The following is a 16465-nucleotide window of genomic DNA, read 5'->3' as shown; positions in this document are numbered from 1 at the left end:
CACGAAAACTTGGCATTTTCGTCACCTTATCGTGCAGTCCCCGTCACCCTACAGACGGATATCATCTTAAGGTGGCCGTCGCGTATGCGGGACCATCGGCTGGGCACGCCATGACCGCCCCCCGCTTCCTAGCTCAAGAATATGGGCCGTTCTTGCCCGAGAACGGTCCTTTTTTGTTCCGACGACGACGATCAATTCAGATTGCAGGTTTCCTTGATCTCTGCCGTTCTGGCATCCAGTTGCTTGACGTAGTCACCTGACAGCATTTGCAACCTTTTTTGCTCGGTTCCCGTGACCAGCCCCAACAGAGCCCCGGCAGGTGTTATGGCGGCAATGCTTTCCAGTTGTTTGTCTTCCGCATGTTTCTTTTCCGATGCAATCGCGCGCAGATCCCCTTCTGCCGTTGCACAATTCACCGGGTGCCGTTCGGATCCCGTGGCCGCCCCAGCTTCGTCGGACATCGCGCACACGCTTACGGAAAAAAGTGCGGCCGCAAGTAAAGCTACTTTAACTTTCGACCCTAAATAATTCATATTTCTACCACTTCATGTCATGCCATCTATTCGGACGGGGTTCCAAAACGTCATAAGACCGATGCTAACCCCGCCTCCCGTATCAAAGCAAGTTTGCAGAGCGGCGACGCAGAAACACTAAGCTTTCCAGCGAATTCAATTTCTTTACACGACATTGCCTTGAGCAAAAGAGCCTTGGCCCCTAGATTGGGTGTAACGCGCGACAACGGAGATTTACATGTTCGGCATCCCCGGCAAACAGGCTGTGACAATGACGCCCAAAGCCGCAGAACAGATTACCCGCCTGATGAAATCAGGCGGTCACGCTGGTTTGCGCATCGGCGTCAAAAAAGGCGGCTGTGCAGGCATGGAATATACCATGGAGTATGTTGATCACGCAGATCCTCATGACGAAGTGGTCGAACAGGATGGCGCGCGCATCATGATTGCGCCCATGGCCCAGATGTTCCTGTTCGGAACCGAAATCGATTACGAAGTGTCGTTGTTGGAATCCGGCTTTAAGTTCAAGAACCCGAACGTCGTCGACGCCTGCGGCTGTGGAGAATCGATCAAATTCGACGAAAGCATCGGCCAACAAGGCTAAGCCCGCCTCATCCCTTTTCATTTGAACGTCGCATGCGGGCCGATCTTCGATGTTTGCGCCCGGGATCAGCATGCGAGCAGAATTGTAAGATGGTCCTTACAATGCTATCCGCATGCTAAAATCATCGGATGATCAGGGAGATACCGAAATGCGGCAGAAGCTGGCGGCTGGAAACTGGAAAATGAATGGGACCGGCGCTGAGTTGACCGAGTTGAAGGCGCTGTCTCAGATCCACCCGGCAGCCTCGGTGGATATCCTGATTTGCCCGCCGGCAACATTGCTCAGCCGCGCATCAATTGCCGTTCAGGGCACCGCCATCTCTGTCGGTGGTCAGGACTGTCATGCCGCAAAATCAGGCGCGCATACCGGAGATATCAGTGCGGATATGCTGGTGGATGCCGGTGCAACATCGGTCATCCTGGGCCATTCCGAGCGCCGCGTGGACCACGGTGAACATGACGAAGATGTGCGGGCCAAGGCGCGCGCAGCGATGGATGCAGGTTTGAAGGCGATCATTTGCGTCGGTGAAAGCCTTGAGCAGCGCGAAGCGGCCAATACGCTCGACATCATCGGCGGCCAGATGTCCGGGTCGATCCCGGATCAGTCGACCGGCGAGAACCTGATCGTCGCATATGAACCGATCTGGGCAATTGGCACCGGCAAAGTTCCCACCCTAGAAGAAATCGGGGACGTTCACGACTTCATGCGCGCCCGGCTGGAGCGCCGCTTTGGCGAAGGCGTGGGCCGTTCCGTCCGCCTGCTTTATGGCGGCTCGGTGAAACCCGGCAACGCGGCAGATATATTTTCAGTTTCCAACGTCGATGGCGCACTTGTGGGCGGGGCCAGCCTGAAAGCGTCTGAATTCTCGGGAATCATTCAAGCGCTGGAAGGCGCCTAATTCCAGACTTCGTCCCGCAGTTTCTTCGGCTCAAGGATCGGTTTTTTCAATAGATCGTCGCTTCAACGCGATGCGGTCAGGGTTGTTCACTGCAACAGGCCCCTCCCCTTTGATCGCAAAAAATCCTGCCTTGCGCGCGAAATTCCGTGAGTTGACGAAGAGACGCGGGGTTCCGAACTGAGCGATGGGAAGCGAACAAATTGCACTGGGCAATGGCGAGGTATGCGGGAACAGGTTTTCTGACGCCCCGCCTTGCGCAGGGCTTCCATCTGTTCCAGCACGGTCGGGTTGCCGCCCTGTACAGGCTGATTGCGACCTTGTGAGACAACTCCGCCATCCCGCGCCAGAACCGATTTGATGCGACATCCGCCGTCGTCAAATCCGGCCTTCGCCTTTTCAGGAGCCACGCAAAATGCGTCTGTCAGAGCCGGTCAAAATTCCGAGCTCCGCTTCGAGTGTGTGCTGTAAACTGCCGAAGTACTTTGGCTTGGCAAGTCAAGCGCATCAGGCCAGCTTCATCACCACAAGGCCTGTCACGATCAGAACCGCAGCTGCGATCCGCGCAGGTGTCAGGGCTTCGCCAAGAAACAGAATACCGACACTGAACGCCCCCACCGCACCGATCCCAGTCCAGATCGTGTATGCGGTGCCCAACGGTAAGTCGCGCATTGCAAGCGCCAGCAGACCAAATGAGCCCAACATCGAAGCGCCCATCACGGCCGTCGGCCACAATCGGGTAAAACCGGCCGACTGCTTCATGGCAACCGCCCAGACAATTTCCAAAAGGCCAGCAAACAGAAGAAATATCCAGGGCATAAGACAACCTCATATCCGTACGGGTCGTCCCGAATGATGTCCCAGAAAGCAGAGGTCGTCCTCTGTGCCTCAGATAAGAACCCATCGCGTGGTTTCAAGACACGAAAAAGCCGGGCAGTTGACACCACCCGGCTTTGTTCAGTTTTCAGACAGTCTAGTTGGTTATTATTTCCGGCCCCATGAACGTGTTGGGCAGGAAGGTCGATATCCACGGAATATACGTCACCATGATCAGGAAGACGAACAGCACCGCAAGGAAGGGCAGCGCCGCCTTCACAACGCTCATCATCGGCATACCCGCAACACCCGAAGTCACGAACAGGTTCAGACCGACCGGAGGCGTGATCATCCCGATCTCCATGTTGACCACCATGATGATACCCAGATGGATCGGGTCAATGCCCAGCTCGATAGCGATCGGGAACACAAGGGGCGCCACGATAACCAACAGGCCTGACGGTTCCATGAACTGACCGCCGATCAGCAGGATCACGTTCACCACGATCAGGAAAGCGACAGGGCCAAGGCCGGCCGACAACATCGCTTCGGCGATATGCTGCGGCACCTGCTCGTCGGTCAGAACATGCTTGAGTATCAGCGCGTTGGCGATCACGAACAGCAGCGTGACCGTCAGCTTGCCTGCCTCGAACAGCGTATGCTTGGTGTCCGGGTGAATGAACGCCGTGATCAGCGCATAGGGTTTTTTCAGCAGCGGCAGGTTCTGTGTGCCTTCTTCCGTGCTCAGCGGGCCCATGTCCTTGTACACAAAGCTGGCAATGAAGAACGCGTAGACTGCGGCAACTGCGGCGGCTTCGGTCGGGGTGAAGATGCCACCATAGATACCACCCAGAATGATGACGATCAGGAAAAGACCCCAACCGGCCTCGCGGGCCGAGGTAAAGACCTCTCCCCAGCCTTTCCATTCCCCCTTGGGCAGGTTCTTGACCTTGGCCATGACATAGATGGTGATCATCAGCATCAAACCGGCCATCAGACCGGGAATAACCCCCGCAAGGAACATGCGCCCAACCGAGACTTCAACAGCGGCGGCATATACGACCATGACGATGGATGGAGGGATCAGAATACCCAATGTCCCCGCGTTGCAGATCACACCGGCGGCAAATTCCTTGGAATAGCCCACCTGACGCATCCCCGCGATGACGATCGAGCCGATGGCGACCACGGTCGCCGGGGACGACCCGGACAGGGCTGCGAACAGCATACAGGCAAAGACGCCCGCAATCGCCAGACCGCCGGGCAAATGCCCGACACAGGCGATCGAGAACCGGATGATCCGTCGTGCGACACCACCTGTAGTCATGAAGGACGACGCCAGGATGAAGAACGGGATCGCCAGCAGGGTAAAATGCCCTTCAAAAGCCTCGAACAGCGTACCCGCGACGGACGCGAGTGAACTGTCTGAGTAGATCAGCAGAAACAGGGTCGAGCTGAGGCCAAGCGCAACTGCAATCGGCACACCGATCAGCAGCAGGCCGACGACCATCGAGAAAAGAAGTACGACGTCCATCAGTTATGCTCTCCTTGCTGAGCGCGGACTTCTTCGATCTCGTCCTCGACTTCGTGGCTGGCGACAAGGCGATCCGTTTCGCCACGCCATATCTGAACGGCAACCTGGGCGAACCGGATCACCAGCAGCAGCATCGATACCGGCAGCACCAGATAAGGCACCACTTTGGGAAGCTTCTCGTACCCTTCGCCATAGTTGATCAGGTCTTCCAGAAACCGCAGCGGAGCGACCATCGGGATATCGTCCACCTCATAGAAACTCTGGCTGCGGGCGTCGAAGTTGAACCCGGTCGGGAACCAGCGTCCGGATGTCGGCGGCAGATCCGCGAAAACCGCCCAATAGTCATAGGCGCCTTTCAGCAGCAGCAACGAAAACACCAGACAGCACCCCACAGCGATGAGCGCCAGAATGCGACGTGGCGCCGGGGCCAGCATGTTCAGGATCGCATCAACACCCAGATGAGAGTGTTTCTTGACCGCGTAAGAGGCACCAAGCAGCACCAGCCAGCCAAAAGTGAACACCGTCAGTTCAAGCGCCCACAGGATATTGGAATTGAAAACAAACCGCGCGATCACGTTGGCAAATGTCACGACCGTCATCAGGCCCAACAGACACGCGATCAGGGTTTCTTCGATATGGTCGACCAGCCCGCCTTGGCCGGAATTCGCACCAGACATCTTTCTGTCCCCGCATTTTTTGTGATGAGAGAGTGTTGGGCGGGCTTGTTCAGCCCGCCCGGCCAGCGCGTCGAATACTCCCCAGTCCCCGGACGCGCGGCCTTTGGCCAGATTCAGAAGCCGGCGTTGATGGCCTGAGCCGCGTCGATCTTGTCCTGACCCACGTCACCTGCGAACTGGTCCCAAACGGGTTTCATCGCATCAACCCAGGCCTGACGCTGTTCCGGGGTCAACTCGCGGATGACTCCGCCTGCTTCAACGATCGAAGCTTTGGCTGCTTCGTTCACGGCAAAGGCTTCTTTGTTCCTTGTTTCCGTGACTTCAGCCAGAATGGTCAGGAACTGATCACGCACGTCCGGATCCAGGCTGTCCAGCCAGTCCACAGAGGTCACGACCAGATAGTCGATGATGCCATGGTTCGTCTCGGTGATGCCGTCCTGCACTTCGAAGAACTTCTTGCCATAGATGTTCGACCAGGTGTTTTCCTGACCATCCACAACCCCCTGTTGCAGCGCGCCGTAAACTTCCGAGAACGCCATTTTCTGCGGGCTGCCACCAATAGCCTCCATCTGTGCCACCAGAACGTCCGAAGACTGCACGCGGAACTTCAGACCGTTTGCATCCGACGGATCGACCAGCGGCTTGTTGGCCGACATCTGCTTCATGCCGTTGTGCCAGAAGGCCAGCCCCTGAAGGCCACGGCGCTGCATGCTGTCCTTCATCGCCTGACCATCAGCCGAAGCCTGGAATGCATCCACAGCGTCGATGTTCTTGAACATGAACGGCAGGTCAAACAGGCGGAACTGCTTGGTGAACTTCTCGAACTTCGACAGTGACGGCGCGGCAAGCTGAACGTCGCCCTGCAACATCGCCTCCAGCACCTTGTCGTCGTTGTACAGTGTCGAGTTCGGATAGACCTCCACGCACATCACGCCGTTCATCTCATCATTGACGCGCTGTTCCAGCAGCGATGCGGCGATGCCCTTGGGGTGTTTGTCAGTGTTGGTCACATGCGCGAACTTGACGACGATTTCACCATCGTCACAGGCTGCCATCCCTGCGGTGGCTGTGACTGTCAGCGCCAGAGCGGTTGCTGCCGTTGTCAGGAATTTCATCTGTCTTTTCCTCCCAGACTTCCTTGAAATTGTCCTTCGACACCAATTCGGTATCAGATGCAGCGAAGTGAAACGAATCGGCACGATCCACTCAACGATTTGTTTTCTGTCCCTCGATTTTCTATTTAGTGATTTTCTTTCAGAAGGTTATAAAGCGCTTTGCAATGGATATTGGACCCATTCGAAACCCCGAGTGCGAGATTCCGCACAGCAATCTTCCAGTTTGTGCGAAAATCCGCACACGCCGCGAATCAAAACCCCCGAATCAACTGACGCGAAACCGCAGCCCGGGACAGCGGGCTGCCCGGCCCAACAGCTTTAGACGCATGTTAATGCGGAAAAAGGTGGCGGGAGCCCGGCCGTTACCGTCGGTAATCCTCGGCCCGAATCTGGTACCGTGCCAGCTTGTCGTAAAATGTCTTGCGCGGCAGTTTCAATGCCTTCGCCGCATCTGATGCCTTGCCGTTGTGACGACCCAGCGCCGCGATGAGCAGCGACCGCTCCACCCGCGCCATATGTTCGCTAAGGCCCAGGTCTGTTGCCTGCGCGACTTCTTCCGGCATTCCCAGCACGAAGCGCATCGCGGCTGACATCAGGGATCGCGCATTCCCCGGCCAGTCGCTGGCCATAAGCGACGCCAGATGCTCGGACGAGATTTCCGGCGCCACGATCCCCGCCTGTTCCGCGGCCTGTGCAACGTAATGGCGGAAGATCACCGGAATGTCGTCGGGGCGTTCTGCCAGCGATGGAATACGAACCCGCATGACATCCAGCCTGTAAAACAGGTCTGCATTGAACCGGCCTTCAGAACTCAGCGCCGACAGATCAGCGGTCGTTCCCGCAATGATACGCCCGCCCGGTCCATGCTCGATGATCTCCAACGCCGCAAATTGCGTGGCATGGGGCATGGCCGACACTTCGTCCAGAAACAATGACCCACCTGCCGCATCTTCACAGCTCTTGGCCAAGTCGTCGGGGCTGAGGCTGGAGGCCGTGCGTTTGACAAATGGTCCCTGCCCTGCTGGTGACATCAGATGCACGACCTCGGCGACCTTCGAGATGCCGCTGCCCGGCGGTCCCGTCACAAGAACCTCGGCGCCTGTTGGCGCAACGGTCCGAACCCGTTCGCGCAGGGCCTCGGCCTGCGGCGACAGTCCGAACAGCAAACGCGCGGCGGGGTCTCCTCGTTCCAGCTCGGATTTTGCCGCTCTTTGCTCCAATATCTGCGAACGGGCTGCAAACGCGCGTTCAAGCACCTCGAGAAGGTCGGACGCGGCGCACGGCTTTTCCAGAAAATCGAACGCGCCCTTTCCCATGGCATCGACGGCCATGGGAATATCGCCCTCACCCGTCAGAAGAACCACGGGAAGATCCGGATCGACCTCTCGGGCATAAGACAAAAGATGGAACCCGTCCCGCCCCGGCATGCGTATATCCGAGATGATGACACCGGGAAACTCGCGGCTGATGTGATCCTTGGCCGCCACAAAGGATCCGGCGGTCGTTGGCTGATAGTCCGCCAATTCCAGAGTTTGAGACAAGGCCTCGCGTACGGCGGCATCATCATCGACCAACAAAACCCTGCGCATCACGCGGCCTCTTCCTTGTCGCAGGGTTCCAGTTCGACGGTAAACATGGCCCCATCCGCCGTGTTCGCGCCCCGTATATCCCCACCAAAGCTTTGAACCAGCCCGTAGGAAATGGAAAGCCCCAGCCCCAAACCTTCTGACGATCCAACGCTTTTCGTGGAATAGAAGGGCTCGAACATCCGGTCGGGGTCTTCAATGCCCGGGCCAGTATCCTGCAAGGAAACGCTCAATCGTGCACCTTTTCGCAGCGTTATCGTTATAATCCGTTTTGGTCGTCCCAGCATTGCATCCGCCGCATTGTTGATCAGATTCACGAACACCTGCACCAAACGTACTTCACCCCCCCAAACATACACAGCCCCATTCGGGGGGTTCCAGTTCAGGGTTACATTGTCGTCTCGCAGGCGGGCCTCGGTCAGTTCAACAGCAGTGTTGAGAACCTGAATCAGGTCAACCCGTCCCATCGGTTCGCTTTCGTTGCGGGCAAAGGCGCGAAGGTTCTTGATGATCCGCGCCATCCGCGCCGCCATTTCCGAGATCCGGCCCAGATTCTCGGCAGCCATTTCAGGTTTTCCCCGCGTCATGAACGCTGAACCGTTATCCGCAAATTGCCGTATGGCCATAAGCGGCTGGTTCAGTTCATGGCTGATGCCCGCCGACATTTGCCCCAAAGCGCTGAGCTTTCCGGCCTGCACCAGGTCTGCCTGGGCCCGCCGCAGCGCCGCCTCGGCTTCTTCCCGTTCCGCCACTTCCTTGCGCAAACTGGCATTTGCCACTGTCAGGTCATGGGTGCGTTTGGCCACACGGCTTTCCAGAACGGCATTCGCTTCGGCCAACGCCCGCCGCCGCTCCATGGCTAGAAAGAGCATGGCCCCAAAGGCCAGACAGATCGCTGCGACGGCCGCCGCCTGAAGCCTGGCGAGCTGAAGGGCCGGCGCCACGTCCACCAGCACCTCGGCAGTCATGTCGATCACCGGCAAATCAAGGGTCAGATGCAGCGCATCGCGCGGCAGGTAACGCCCCCAGTTCAAGTGCCACAACTCGTGCCTGCCGACCTGTTTCGAAGAAAAATCGACGGTCGCACCATCTGGCGGCGTCAATCCCGCCTCACCGTCCGCCCGGCGCCAGAACAGCAGGTCGGATCTGTTGGAAATGAAAACGACACCATCTGAATCGACAAAGAAAACCGCCTCGGTACTGCCGCGCCACGTTTGTTCAACGTCCTGAACATCAGCAACGACCATCAACGTGCCTTCAATCTGGCCAGTCGGGCCAAAAGTGGGGGCGGCATAGGAATAGATCCGGTCTTCGCCCGAAGGTACAACCTCATGCGCACTGCCCAAGGCGCCCTGCATCGCACGGCGGAAAGCCGGATGATGGGCCATGTTGCGCTGGGACACAGGCTGCGCCGATACCAGCACCTGCCCCTTCGTATCCAGATACATCATGTTTACGGCGGCCGTTTTGTCAGCGACGTCCAGCAGCGTTGCCCGGGCTTGGCGAATACCGGCCTGCGTATCCAGTTCATGCAAAACGGGATGAGTTGCCATCAGCACGGCAAGTTCCTGATACACTTGCATCTGCGTGCTCAGCCGGTCAGCCGCCAACTCAAGATCTGCCTCTGCCTTCTCGCTCAGCTGAGACAGGGCCTGTCGATAGCCATAAGACCAGACAAACCCCGACAATAACCCAACGGCGAGCAAAAAAACGGAAATGAACCAAACCCTGTGCATAGACAGGGTCTTGCATTCAATGCGCCGCATGGCAAGTGTGCGGCGCATGAAGTCTTTTTCGCAATCACCGACAGACCCGGGTTTCGTCCAAAACCCCTACCCGTTCTACGACAAGGCGCGAGGCTCGGGCGATCTGTTCTATTGGCAGGACTATGGTATGGTCGCCGCGGTTTCATACCGCGCGGTTCGCGCCCTGTTTCGGGACCGCCGATTTGGCCGCGAGGTACCGCCCGAATTGGCAGAGCAAGGTCCCGCCCATCTGGCGCCCTGGCTGGCCATCGAGGCCCATTCACTGCTTGAGGCAGAACCACCAAGGCACACACGCCTTCGGTCATTGGTGATGCGCGCCTTCACGTCACGGGCGATTTCTGCGCTGCAACCTTCCATCGAAGATCTGTGCCACAGCCTGATCAAAGACTTCCCCGGGAACACGTTCGACCTGTTGGAAACCTATTGCACTCAGGTTCCGGTGGTCACGATCTGCCGGCTTCTGGGCGTCCCCGAAGCCATGGCGCCCGATCTGTTACAATGGTCTCACGATATGGTTGCCATGTATCAGGCCAATTGCACGCAGGACACCGAAGACACGGCCGCCAAATCATCTAAGGAATTCACCGAATTCCTGAAGGAATACATAGAGCTGCGGCGCAATGATCCCCGCGACGATCTGATAACCCGGTTGATAAGCGCCGAGGAAGAAGGCCAGAAACTGTCACTGGACGAGCTGGTTGCTACCTGCATCCTGCTGCTCAACGCTGGCCATGAGGCTACCGTGCACTCACTGGGGAACGGGGTGAAAACCCTGTTGCAGACCCGCACCGCCCCTGACGCCCTGGCACCGGATGGACTCGACGGAACCATCGAAGAAATCCTGCGCTATGACCCGCCTCTGCACATGTTCACACGTTACGCGTATGAGGACGTGGATCTGTTCGGCCATTCATTCAAACGTGGCGATCAAGTGGCACTGTTGCTTGGCGCGGCCAACCGCGACCCCGCTGTCTGGGCTGAACCGAACACGTTTCAGCCGAACCGTCCGATTGAAGTCAACACAAGCTTTGGGGGCGGAATTCATTTTTGTGTCGGGGCACCTCTGGCGCGTCTGGAAATGCGCATTGCTTTGCCGATCCTGTTCGAAAGCTGTCCAAACCTGCAACTGGCTGCGCCGCCGCTTTATTCGGACAGCTATCACTTTCACGGGCTGAATCAGCTGCTGGTCAGACCTTAGCAATCACCTTCCGCATACCTACACGATGGCTATGGCGATTTTGCTTCCGGCCAAATGAAAACACCCATCAGCTCATCTGGCTCAAAGCCCATTGAAAGACACAGGCGGAGGAGCCGCGGTCGAGTGTTCTAAGCCCCCTCTGCCAACGCATTCAGCGGCAGCATCGTTGTGGACTTGATCTCTTCCATGGACAACAACGCCGTGACGTTGTGCACGCGCACTTCCGAGATGAGCGACTGATAGAACTGATCATAGGCACGCGCGTTTTTAACCCGGACTTTCAGGATATAGTCGATATCACCCGCCAACCGGTGCGCCTCTTGCACTTCGGGGTGATCCTTCAATGCTTTCAGGAATTTACGTTGCCAGTCCGCCTCATGTTCCGAGGTGCGGATCAAAACAAAAAAGGTGGCTTCGAACCCAAGTGCCTCGGCATCCAGCAGCACCGTTTGCTGGCCGATGATTCCCGCCCCCTTGAGCTTGCGAATGCGATTCCAGACAGGCGTCTTTGAACTGCCGACCCGAGCCGCAATTTCGTCCAATGATTGGCCTGCGTCCCGTTGCAGCTCGGCCAGAATTTTTCGATCCGTGTCATCTATCCGCACCGACATTCCAATTTTCCTTCTGTTTCGACACCTATGTTCCGGCTTTTCCGAAAATCGGAACATTTGTCCTTATTTTAGCGGTGATATGGCGCTTCGGTGGGAATATTTCCTATATTGAGGGTCAAGTCAAACAATGTCCGAGACGATCCGATGCAGGATTTTCACACAACCAGTCCCAAAGGTCATGTCGACTTTGTCGGCGCCGGACCCGGTGACCCCGAATTGCTGACGCTCAAGGCGTTGGCCGCATTCGAGCGCGCGGATGTGGTGCTGCATGATCGCCTGATCAGCAAGCCTGTGCTGGACATTGCCGCCCAGAACGCCGCTTTGGTCGATGTCGGCAAGGCCGGGTTCGGCCCCTCGTGGAAGCAAAGCGATATCGACGCGCTTCTGGTTGAACACGCCCTGAATGGCAACCGTGTGGTGCGCCTGAAATCGGGGGATCCCACGGTCTTTGGTCGTCTGGACGAAGAAATCGAGGCCCTCGATGCGGCCGGTATTTCCTGGCAGATCATTCCCGGCATCACGGCGGCCTCTGCCGCAGTGGCAAGCATCGGTCAAAGCCTGACTCGCCGCGGACGCAACTCATCGGTGCGTTTTTTGACCGGGCACGACATGCAGGGTTTTGCGGATCACGATTGGAACGCTTTGGCCAAGCCGGGTTCCGTGGCGGCAATCTACATGGGCAAGAAGTCCGCTCGGTTCATTCAGGGTCGCCTGATCATGCACGGCGCCGATCGCGCCACGCCCATTACCCTGGTCGAGAATGCCTCGCGCCCCGACCAACGGATTTTGGCCACCACTTTGGACCAGTTGCCCACCGATCTGGCCGCCGCCGAAATGGATGGACCGGCCCTGACCTTCTATGGCCTTGCCCCGCGCGAAGCGGCGCAGGCTGTAACCGAATTCAACAAGGAGCTTGCCTGATGGCCCGCGCTTTTACCCCCAAAGTCGTCACTGCAAATGACCTGCTCGAAGGTGACGTGATTTATCTGACCGAAGATGACCGCTGGTCCCGTGACCTGAGCGAGGCAGAACTGATCACCGACGAGGCGCATGCGCAGGTTCGCCTGCTGGATGCCGCGCGTCAGGCAAACAAAATTGTGGGCGCCTATCTGGCCGATGCCGTTGCTGGCGAAAACGGCCCCGAGCCCACCCATTTCCGGGAAGACTTCCGCCGCACTGGTCCGTCCAACTATGCCCACGGCAAACAGGAAGCTTCCCCGCAGCCCCGGGCCTGACCTCTGGCCCTTCTCTCTCCCCTTCAAGGCCCCAGGTTCGGGGCTGCAACCAAGGACAGCTAGACATGTATCGCTACTCCGAGTTTGACAAAGATTTTCTGGCAGAGCGTAACGCGCAGTTCCGCGCTCAGGTCGAGCGCCGCATCGACGGTTCGCTGACCGAAGATGAATTCAAGCCGCTGCGCCTGATGAACGGCCTGTATCTGCAACTGCACGCATACATGCTGCGGGTCGCCATTCCCTACGGCACGCTGAACAGCGCACAAATGCGCCAATTGGCCCTGCTGGCTGAAAAGTGGGACAAGGGGTATGGCCATTTCACCACCCGTCAGAACATCCAGTACAACTGGCCGAAACTGAAAGATGTGCCAGACATGCTGGACGCGCTGGCCGGGGTGGGCATGCACGCCATCCAGACCTCGGGCAACACCATCCGCAACGTGACGGCCGACCATTTCGCCGGTGCCGCCGCGGATGAGGTCGCCGACCCGCGCCCCTATGCCGAACTGCTGCGCCAGTGGTCGACCGACCACCCGGAATTCCAGTTCATGCCGCGCAAGTTCAAGATCGCCATCACCGGTTCGGAAAACGACCGCGCCGTGATCAAAGCGCATGACATCGGCCTGCAACTGGTCGAACGTGACCGCGTTCTGGGTGCGCGCGTCATCGTCGGTGGCGGCCTGGGCCGTACGCCCATGATCGGCAAGGAACTGTCCGAATTCGTCGCATTCGATGATCTGCTGGCCTATCTGGAAGCCACCGTGTCGGTCTGGAACCAGATCGGTCGCCGCGACAACAAGTACAAGGCGCGCATCAAGATCACCGTGCATGAACACGGCATCGACGCCATCCGCGCCAAGGTGAATGAACGTTTCTTGCAGGTTCGCCCACAGTTCAAGGGCGCCGACATGGCGCTGCTGGATGAGATCAAAGGCCATTTTGCGCCTCCGGCCTTCCGCGAAGGTTCGGTTGCGTCGTTTGAAAGCGCCTATTCCAACGATCCGGTTTTCCGGTCGTGGGTCGATACCAACATCGCGCCCCACAAGAACGCGGACCACGCGATCGTTACGATCTCGATCAAGAAACACGGCCAGACGCCGGGTGATGCGACCGCCGAGCAGATGCGCGTGATGGCCGATCTTGCCGAAGAATTCGCCTATGATGAGCTGCGTATCAGCCACGAGCAGAACGTGATCCTGCCGCATGTCCACAAATCGGACTTGCCCGCGATCCACGCAAAGCTGAAGGAACACGAACTGGCCACCGCCAATATCGGGCTGATCAGCGATATCATCGCCTGCCCCGGCATGGATTACTGCGCGCTGGCGACGGCGCGCTCGATCCCGGTTGCTCAGGAAATTGCGACCCGCTTTGAAGATTTGAAGCTGGAGCATGACATTGGGCACCTGAAGATCAAGATCTCGGGCTGCATCAACGCCTGCGGCCACCACCATGTGGGCCATATCGGCATCCTGGGCTTGGATCGTGCAGGCGTCGAAAACTACCAGATTACACTGGGTGGCGACGCCACCGAGACGGCCGCGATCGGCGACCGCACCGGTCCGGGTTTTGCCTATGACGAGATCGTGCCGGCCGTGGAACGCATCGTCGACACCTACCTGGATCTGCGCGAGAATGCTGAAGAAACCTTTCTGATGACTTATCGCCGCGTCGGCATGGAGCCGTTCAAGGCCGCCCTCTACCCCGAGGCTCGGGCGAATGCCGCTTGATCTGATTCAAACGGAACTGGGCAAAGACCGCAGCGACCTGACCGAGAAGGTCAACGCATTGAATGCCCGGTTCCGTCACCACAGCGCCCATGACGTGATGCATGGCGCCCTTGAAGAGATCGATGCGCTTGCTCTGGTCTCAAGCTTTGGTGCGGAATCGGTGGTGCTGCTGCACATGGCTGCGGTGATCGATAAGATGACGCCGGTGTTGTTCGTGGATACCCAATTGCTGTTCACCGAAACGCTGGAGTACCAGCAGGAAGTCAGCGAGCGCCTGGGGCTAAGGAACATCCGGATCATCCGGGCGGATGACGAAGAACTGCAACGCGAAGACCCCTATGGCGCGCTGCGCCTGCGGGATACGGATGCGTGCTGCAACCTGCGCAAGACCTTTCCCTTGCAGCAAGCCCTGACCGGGTATTGCGGTTGGATTACCGGCAGGAAACGGTTTCAGTCCGGCACGCGCGCCGCGCTCGAGTTTTTCGAGGTCGAAGACGGCACGGGCCGGATCAAGGTCAATCCGCTGGCCCATTGGGCGCCGGACGATGTGCGCGCCTATATGGAAGAAAACAACCTGCCCCGGCATCCGCTGGTGGCCAAGGGATACCCTTCGATCGGCTGTGCGCCCTGCACTTCGCCGGTGAAGGAAGGCGAAGACCCCCGCGCCGGCCGCTGGCGCGATCAGAATAAGGAAGAATGCGGCATTCATTTTGTCGATGGCAAGATGGTGCGCATCGGAGAAAAAACATGAACGTAATCGTAACAGATGAGGGCTTTTCGCCCGATGACTGGACCGACGGCTTTGTCACTCTGGATGATGCCGCGAATGACGTGGTTGCGCTGGACGTCAGCTCGGACACGGACCCGGATGAGCTTTTTGACCGTTTGGGCAGTGCCAAGCTGGTCCGGGTGGATTTTCCATCCTTTGCCGACGGTCGCGGCTTTACCATCGCCCGCACCCTGCGCCTTAAGGGCTATACAGGACGTTTGCGCGCCAAGGGTCATGTTCTGGCAGACCAGTACGCCATGGCGCGTCGCTGCGGCTTTGACGAAGTTGAGATTGACGGAGACCTGGCAGATCGCCAGCCCGAAGATCAGTGGCTTTCCCGGGCCAACTGGAAAGAGAACAACTATCAGGCGCGTTTGCGCGGTTAAAAGCCGCCCATCGCCGGCTTGAAACACAAAGGGGGCAATCTGTCCCCTTTTCCTGACTTGGATCAAAGATTAAACGGAGATGTCGGTTTAGCAGACCGGCAGGTAAACGATGACAGAGATGAAGCCCGTGAGCGAAGCAACTGCCGTTAAGGCCCCGGTCCTGCCGGACGCGCAAACTGTAACCGAGGTCAAGCATTGGACCGACAGCCTGTTCTCTTTCAAGGTGACGCGCCCCGCCACGCTGCGTTTCCGCTCGGGCGAGTTCGTGATGATCGGTCTGCTGGGCGACAATGGCAAGCCATTGCTGCGCGCCTATTCAATCGCTTCGCCGTCGTGGGACGATGAGCTGGAGTTCTATTCGATCAAGGTTCAGAACGGCCCGTTGACGTCGAAGCTTCAGCACATCAAGCCCGGCGACCAGATCATCCTGCGCCCCAAGCCGGTTGGCACGTTGGTGCATGACGCCCTTCTGCCCGGCAAGCGTTTGTGGTTTTTTGCCACCGGCACCGGTTTTGCCCCGTTTGCTTCGTTGTTGCGTGAACCGCAAACATATGAAGATTATGACGAGGTGATCATCACCCATACCTGCCGCGAAGTGGCCGAACTGGAATATGGCCGTCAATTGATCGACAGCATCCGTCAGGATGAAATGCTGGCCGAACTTATAGGCGAAGGCTTTGCAGACAAGATCCGCTACTACCCGACAACCACGCGCGAAGAGAGCCCCAAGATAGGTCGGATCACCGACCTGCTGAAGGATGGCACCGTGTTCGGCGATCTGGGCATTGAAGGCGGAATCAAACCCGAAACCGATCGCGCCATGGTCTGCGGGTCGCTGGCTTTCAACCTGGACATCAAGGAAATCCTTGAAGGTTTTGGTCTGCGCGAAGGCGCGAATTCCGAACCCAAAGAGTTTGTGATCGAAAAAGCCTTTGTCGGCTAAAGGCACCTTGCGTTCGGAGCTTTGCAGCCCCGAACGCAAAATTCAGCGGACAAAACACTGTTTTTTCGCAACTGCCGGTGTTTATGCC

General features: G+C 57.9%; 17 protein-coding genes. 9 read left to right on the top strand and 8 right to left on the bottom strand.

Features of this window, described 5'->3' with window-relative positions; all coding sequences use genetic code 11:
* Nucleotides 1–191 precede the first annotated feature (191 nt).
* Nucleotides 192–461: a hypothetical protein gene (locus tag I9185_RS02710; RefSeq protein WP_245223392.1), complete on the bottom strand. Its 270-nt coding sequence runs from the start codon at nucleotides 459–461 to the stop codon at nucleotides 192–194.
* A gap of 289 nt (nucleotides 462–750) precedes the next feature.
* Here I9185_RS02710 and I9185_RS02705 point away from each other — a divergent pair, with 289 nt between their 5' ends.
* Nucleotides 751–1116 (top strand): iron-sulfur cluster assembly accessory protein, encoded by a 366-nt coding sequence (locus tag I9185_RS02705; RefSeq protein WP_171632773.1) that lies wholly within the window; start codon nucleotides 751–753, stop codon nucleotides 1114–1116.
* 148 nt (nucleotides 1117–1264) lie between these two features.
* The gene (gene tpiA, locus I9185_RS02700; protein ID WP_210092297.1) at nucleotides 1265–2014 is read left to right on the top strand and encodes a triose-phosphate isomerase; all 750 of its coding nucleotides are present in this window, start codon (nucleotides 1265–1267) and stop codon (nucleotides 2012–2014) included.
* A gap of 504 nt (nucleotides 2015–2518) precedes the next feature.
* On the opposite strand, the gene I9185_RS02695 is transcribed toward tpiA, so the two are convergent.
* The 6 genes from I9185_RS02695 to I9185_RS02670 form a co-directional block, all read right to left on the bottom strand.
* On the bottom strand, nucleotides 2519–2830 hold the full coding sequence (locus tag I9185_RS02695; protein WP_171723355.1) for a multidrug efflux SMR transporter: 312 nt from the start codon (nucleotides 2828–2830) through the stop codon (nucleotides 2519–2521).
* 154 nt (nucleotides 2831–2984) lie between these two features.
* Nucleotides 2985–4361: a TRAP transporter large permease gene (locus tag I9185_RS02690; RefSeq protein ID WP_210092296.1), complete on the bottom strand. Its 1377-nt coding sequence runs from the start codon at nucleotides 4359–4361 to the stop codon at nucleotides 2985–2987.
* The gene (locus I9185_RS02685) at nucleotides 4361–5038 is read right to left on the bottom strand and encodes a TRAP transporter small permease (RefSeq protein WP_152457843.1); all 678 of its coding nucleotides are present in this window, start codon (nucleotides 5036–5038) and stop codon (nucleotides 4361–4363) included. Before I9185_RS02685 ends, I9185_RS02690 begins: the two co-directional genes overlap by 1 nt.
* 113 nt (nucleotides 5039–5151) lie before the next feature.
* Nucleotides 5152–6153, bottom strand: coding sequence for a DctP family TRAP transporter solute-binding subunit (locus I9185_RS02680; RefSeq protein WP_171632783.1), 1002 nt, complete (start codon nucleotides 6151–6153; stop codon nucleotides 5152–5154).
* A gap of 362 nt (nucleotides 6154–6515) precedes the next feature.
* Nucleotides 6516–7745, bottom strand: coding sequence for a sigma-54 dependent transcriptional regulator (locus I9185_RS02675; RefSeq protein ID WP_210092295.1), 1230 nt, complete (start codon nucleotides 7743–7745; stop codon nucleotides 6516–6518).
* Nucleotides 7742–9523 (bottom strand): ATP-binding protein, encoded by a 1782-nt coding sequence (locus I9185_RS02670; protein ID WP_210092294.1) that lies wholly within the window; start codon nucleotides 9521–9523, stop codon nucleotides 7742–7744. Before I9185_RS02670 ends, I9185_RS02675 begins: the two co-directional genes overlap by 4 nt.
* Here I9185_RS02670 and I9185_RS02665 point away from each other — a divergent pair.
* Nucleotides 9522–10703, top strand: a complete 1182-nt coding sequence (locus I9185_RS02665; protein WP_210092293.1) for a cytochrome P450 — start codon at nucleotides 9522–9524, stop codon at nucleotides 10701–10703. The genes I9185_RS02670 and I9185_RS02665 overlap by 2 nt on opposite strands.
* Before the next feature lie 128 nt (nucleotides 10704–10831).
* Here the strand turns inward: I9185_RS02665 and I9185_RS02660 are convergent, their stop codons facing one another.
* Nucleotides 10832–11314 (bottom strand): Lrp/AsnC family transcriptional regulator, encoded by a 483-nt coding sequence (locus tag I9185_RS02660; RefSeq protein WP_117869097.1) that lies wholly within the window; start codon nucleotides 11312–11314, stop codon nucleotides 10832–10834.
* A 144-nt stretch (nucleotides 11315–11458) separates the two neighbouring features.
* Here I9185_RS02660 and cobA point away from each other — a divergent pair, with 144 nt between their 5' ends.
* From cobA to I9185_RS02630, 6 genes are all read left to right on the top strand, one after another.
* Complete coding sequence (gene cobA / locus I9185_RS02655; RefSeq protein ID WP_210092292.1) at nucleotides 11459–12235, top strand: uroporphyrinogen-III C-methyltransferase; 777 nt, start codon at nucleotides 11459–11461, stop codon at nucleotides 12233–12235.
* Entirely contained in the window at nucleotides 12235–12549 is a 315-nt protein-coding gene (locus tag I9185_RS02650; protein ID WP_171328572.1) for a DUF2849 domain-containing protein, read from the top strand. Before cobA ends, I9185_RS02650 begins: the two co-directional genes overlap by 1 nt.
* A gap of 65 nt (nucleotides 12550–12614) precedes the next feature.
* On the top strand, nucleotides 12615–14279 hold the full coding sequence (locus tag I9185_RS02645; protein ID WP_210092291.1) for a nitrite/sulfite reductase: 1665 nt from the start codon (nucleotides 12615–12617) through the stop codon (nucleotides 14277–14279).
* Nucleotides 14269–15030, top strand: a complete 762-nt coding sequence (locus tag I9185_RS02640; protein WP_171116163.1) for a phosphoadenylyl-sulfate reductase — start codon at nucleotides 14269–14271, stop codon at nucleotides 15028–15030. The genes I9185_RS02645 and I9185_RS02640 overlap by 11 nt, the downstream gene beginning before the upstream one ends.
* Nucleotides 15027–15434 carry a DUF934 domain-containing protein gene (locus tag I9185_RS02635; RefSeq protein WP_171116164.1) on the top strand — a complete coding sequence of 136 codons (408 nt, stop codon included), beginning with the start codon at nucleotides 15027–15029 and terminating at the stop codon, nucleotides 15432–15434. The genes I9185_RS02640 and I9185_RS02635 overlap by 4 nt, the downstream gene beginning before the upstream one ends.
* Before the next feature lie 109 nt (nucleotides 15435–15543).
* Nucleotides 15544–16377 (top strand): ferredoxin--NADP reductase, encoded by an 834-nt coding sequence (locus I9185_RS02630; protein WP_210092290.1) that lies wholly within the window; start codon nucleotides 15544–15546, stop codon nucleotides 16375–16377.
* Nucleotides 16378–16465 lie beyond the last annotated feature (88 nt).

Source organism: Ruegeria sp. HKCCSP346, assembly GCF_017872595.1.
Taxonomy (GTDB): Bacteria; Pseudomonadota; Alphaproteobacteria; order Rhodobacterales; family Rhodobacteraceae; genus Ruegeria.
This window is presented reverse-complemented; position numbering and strand designations above follow the sequence as displayed.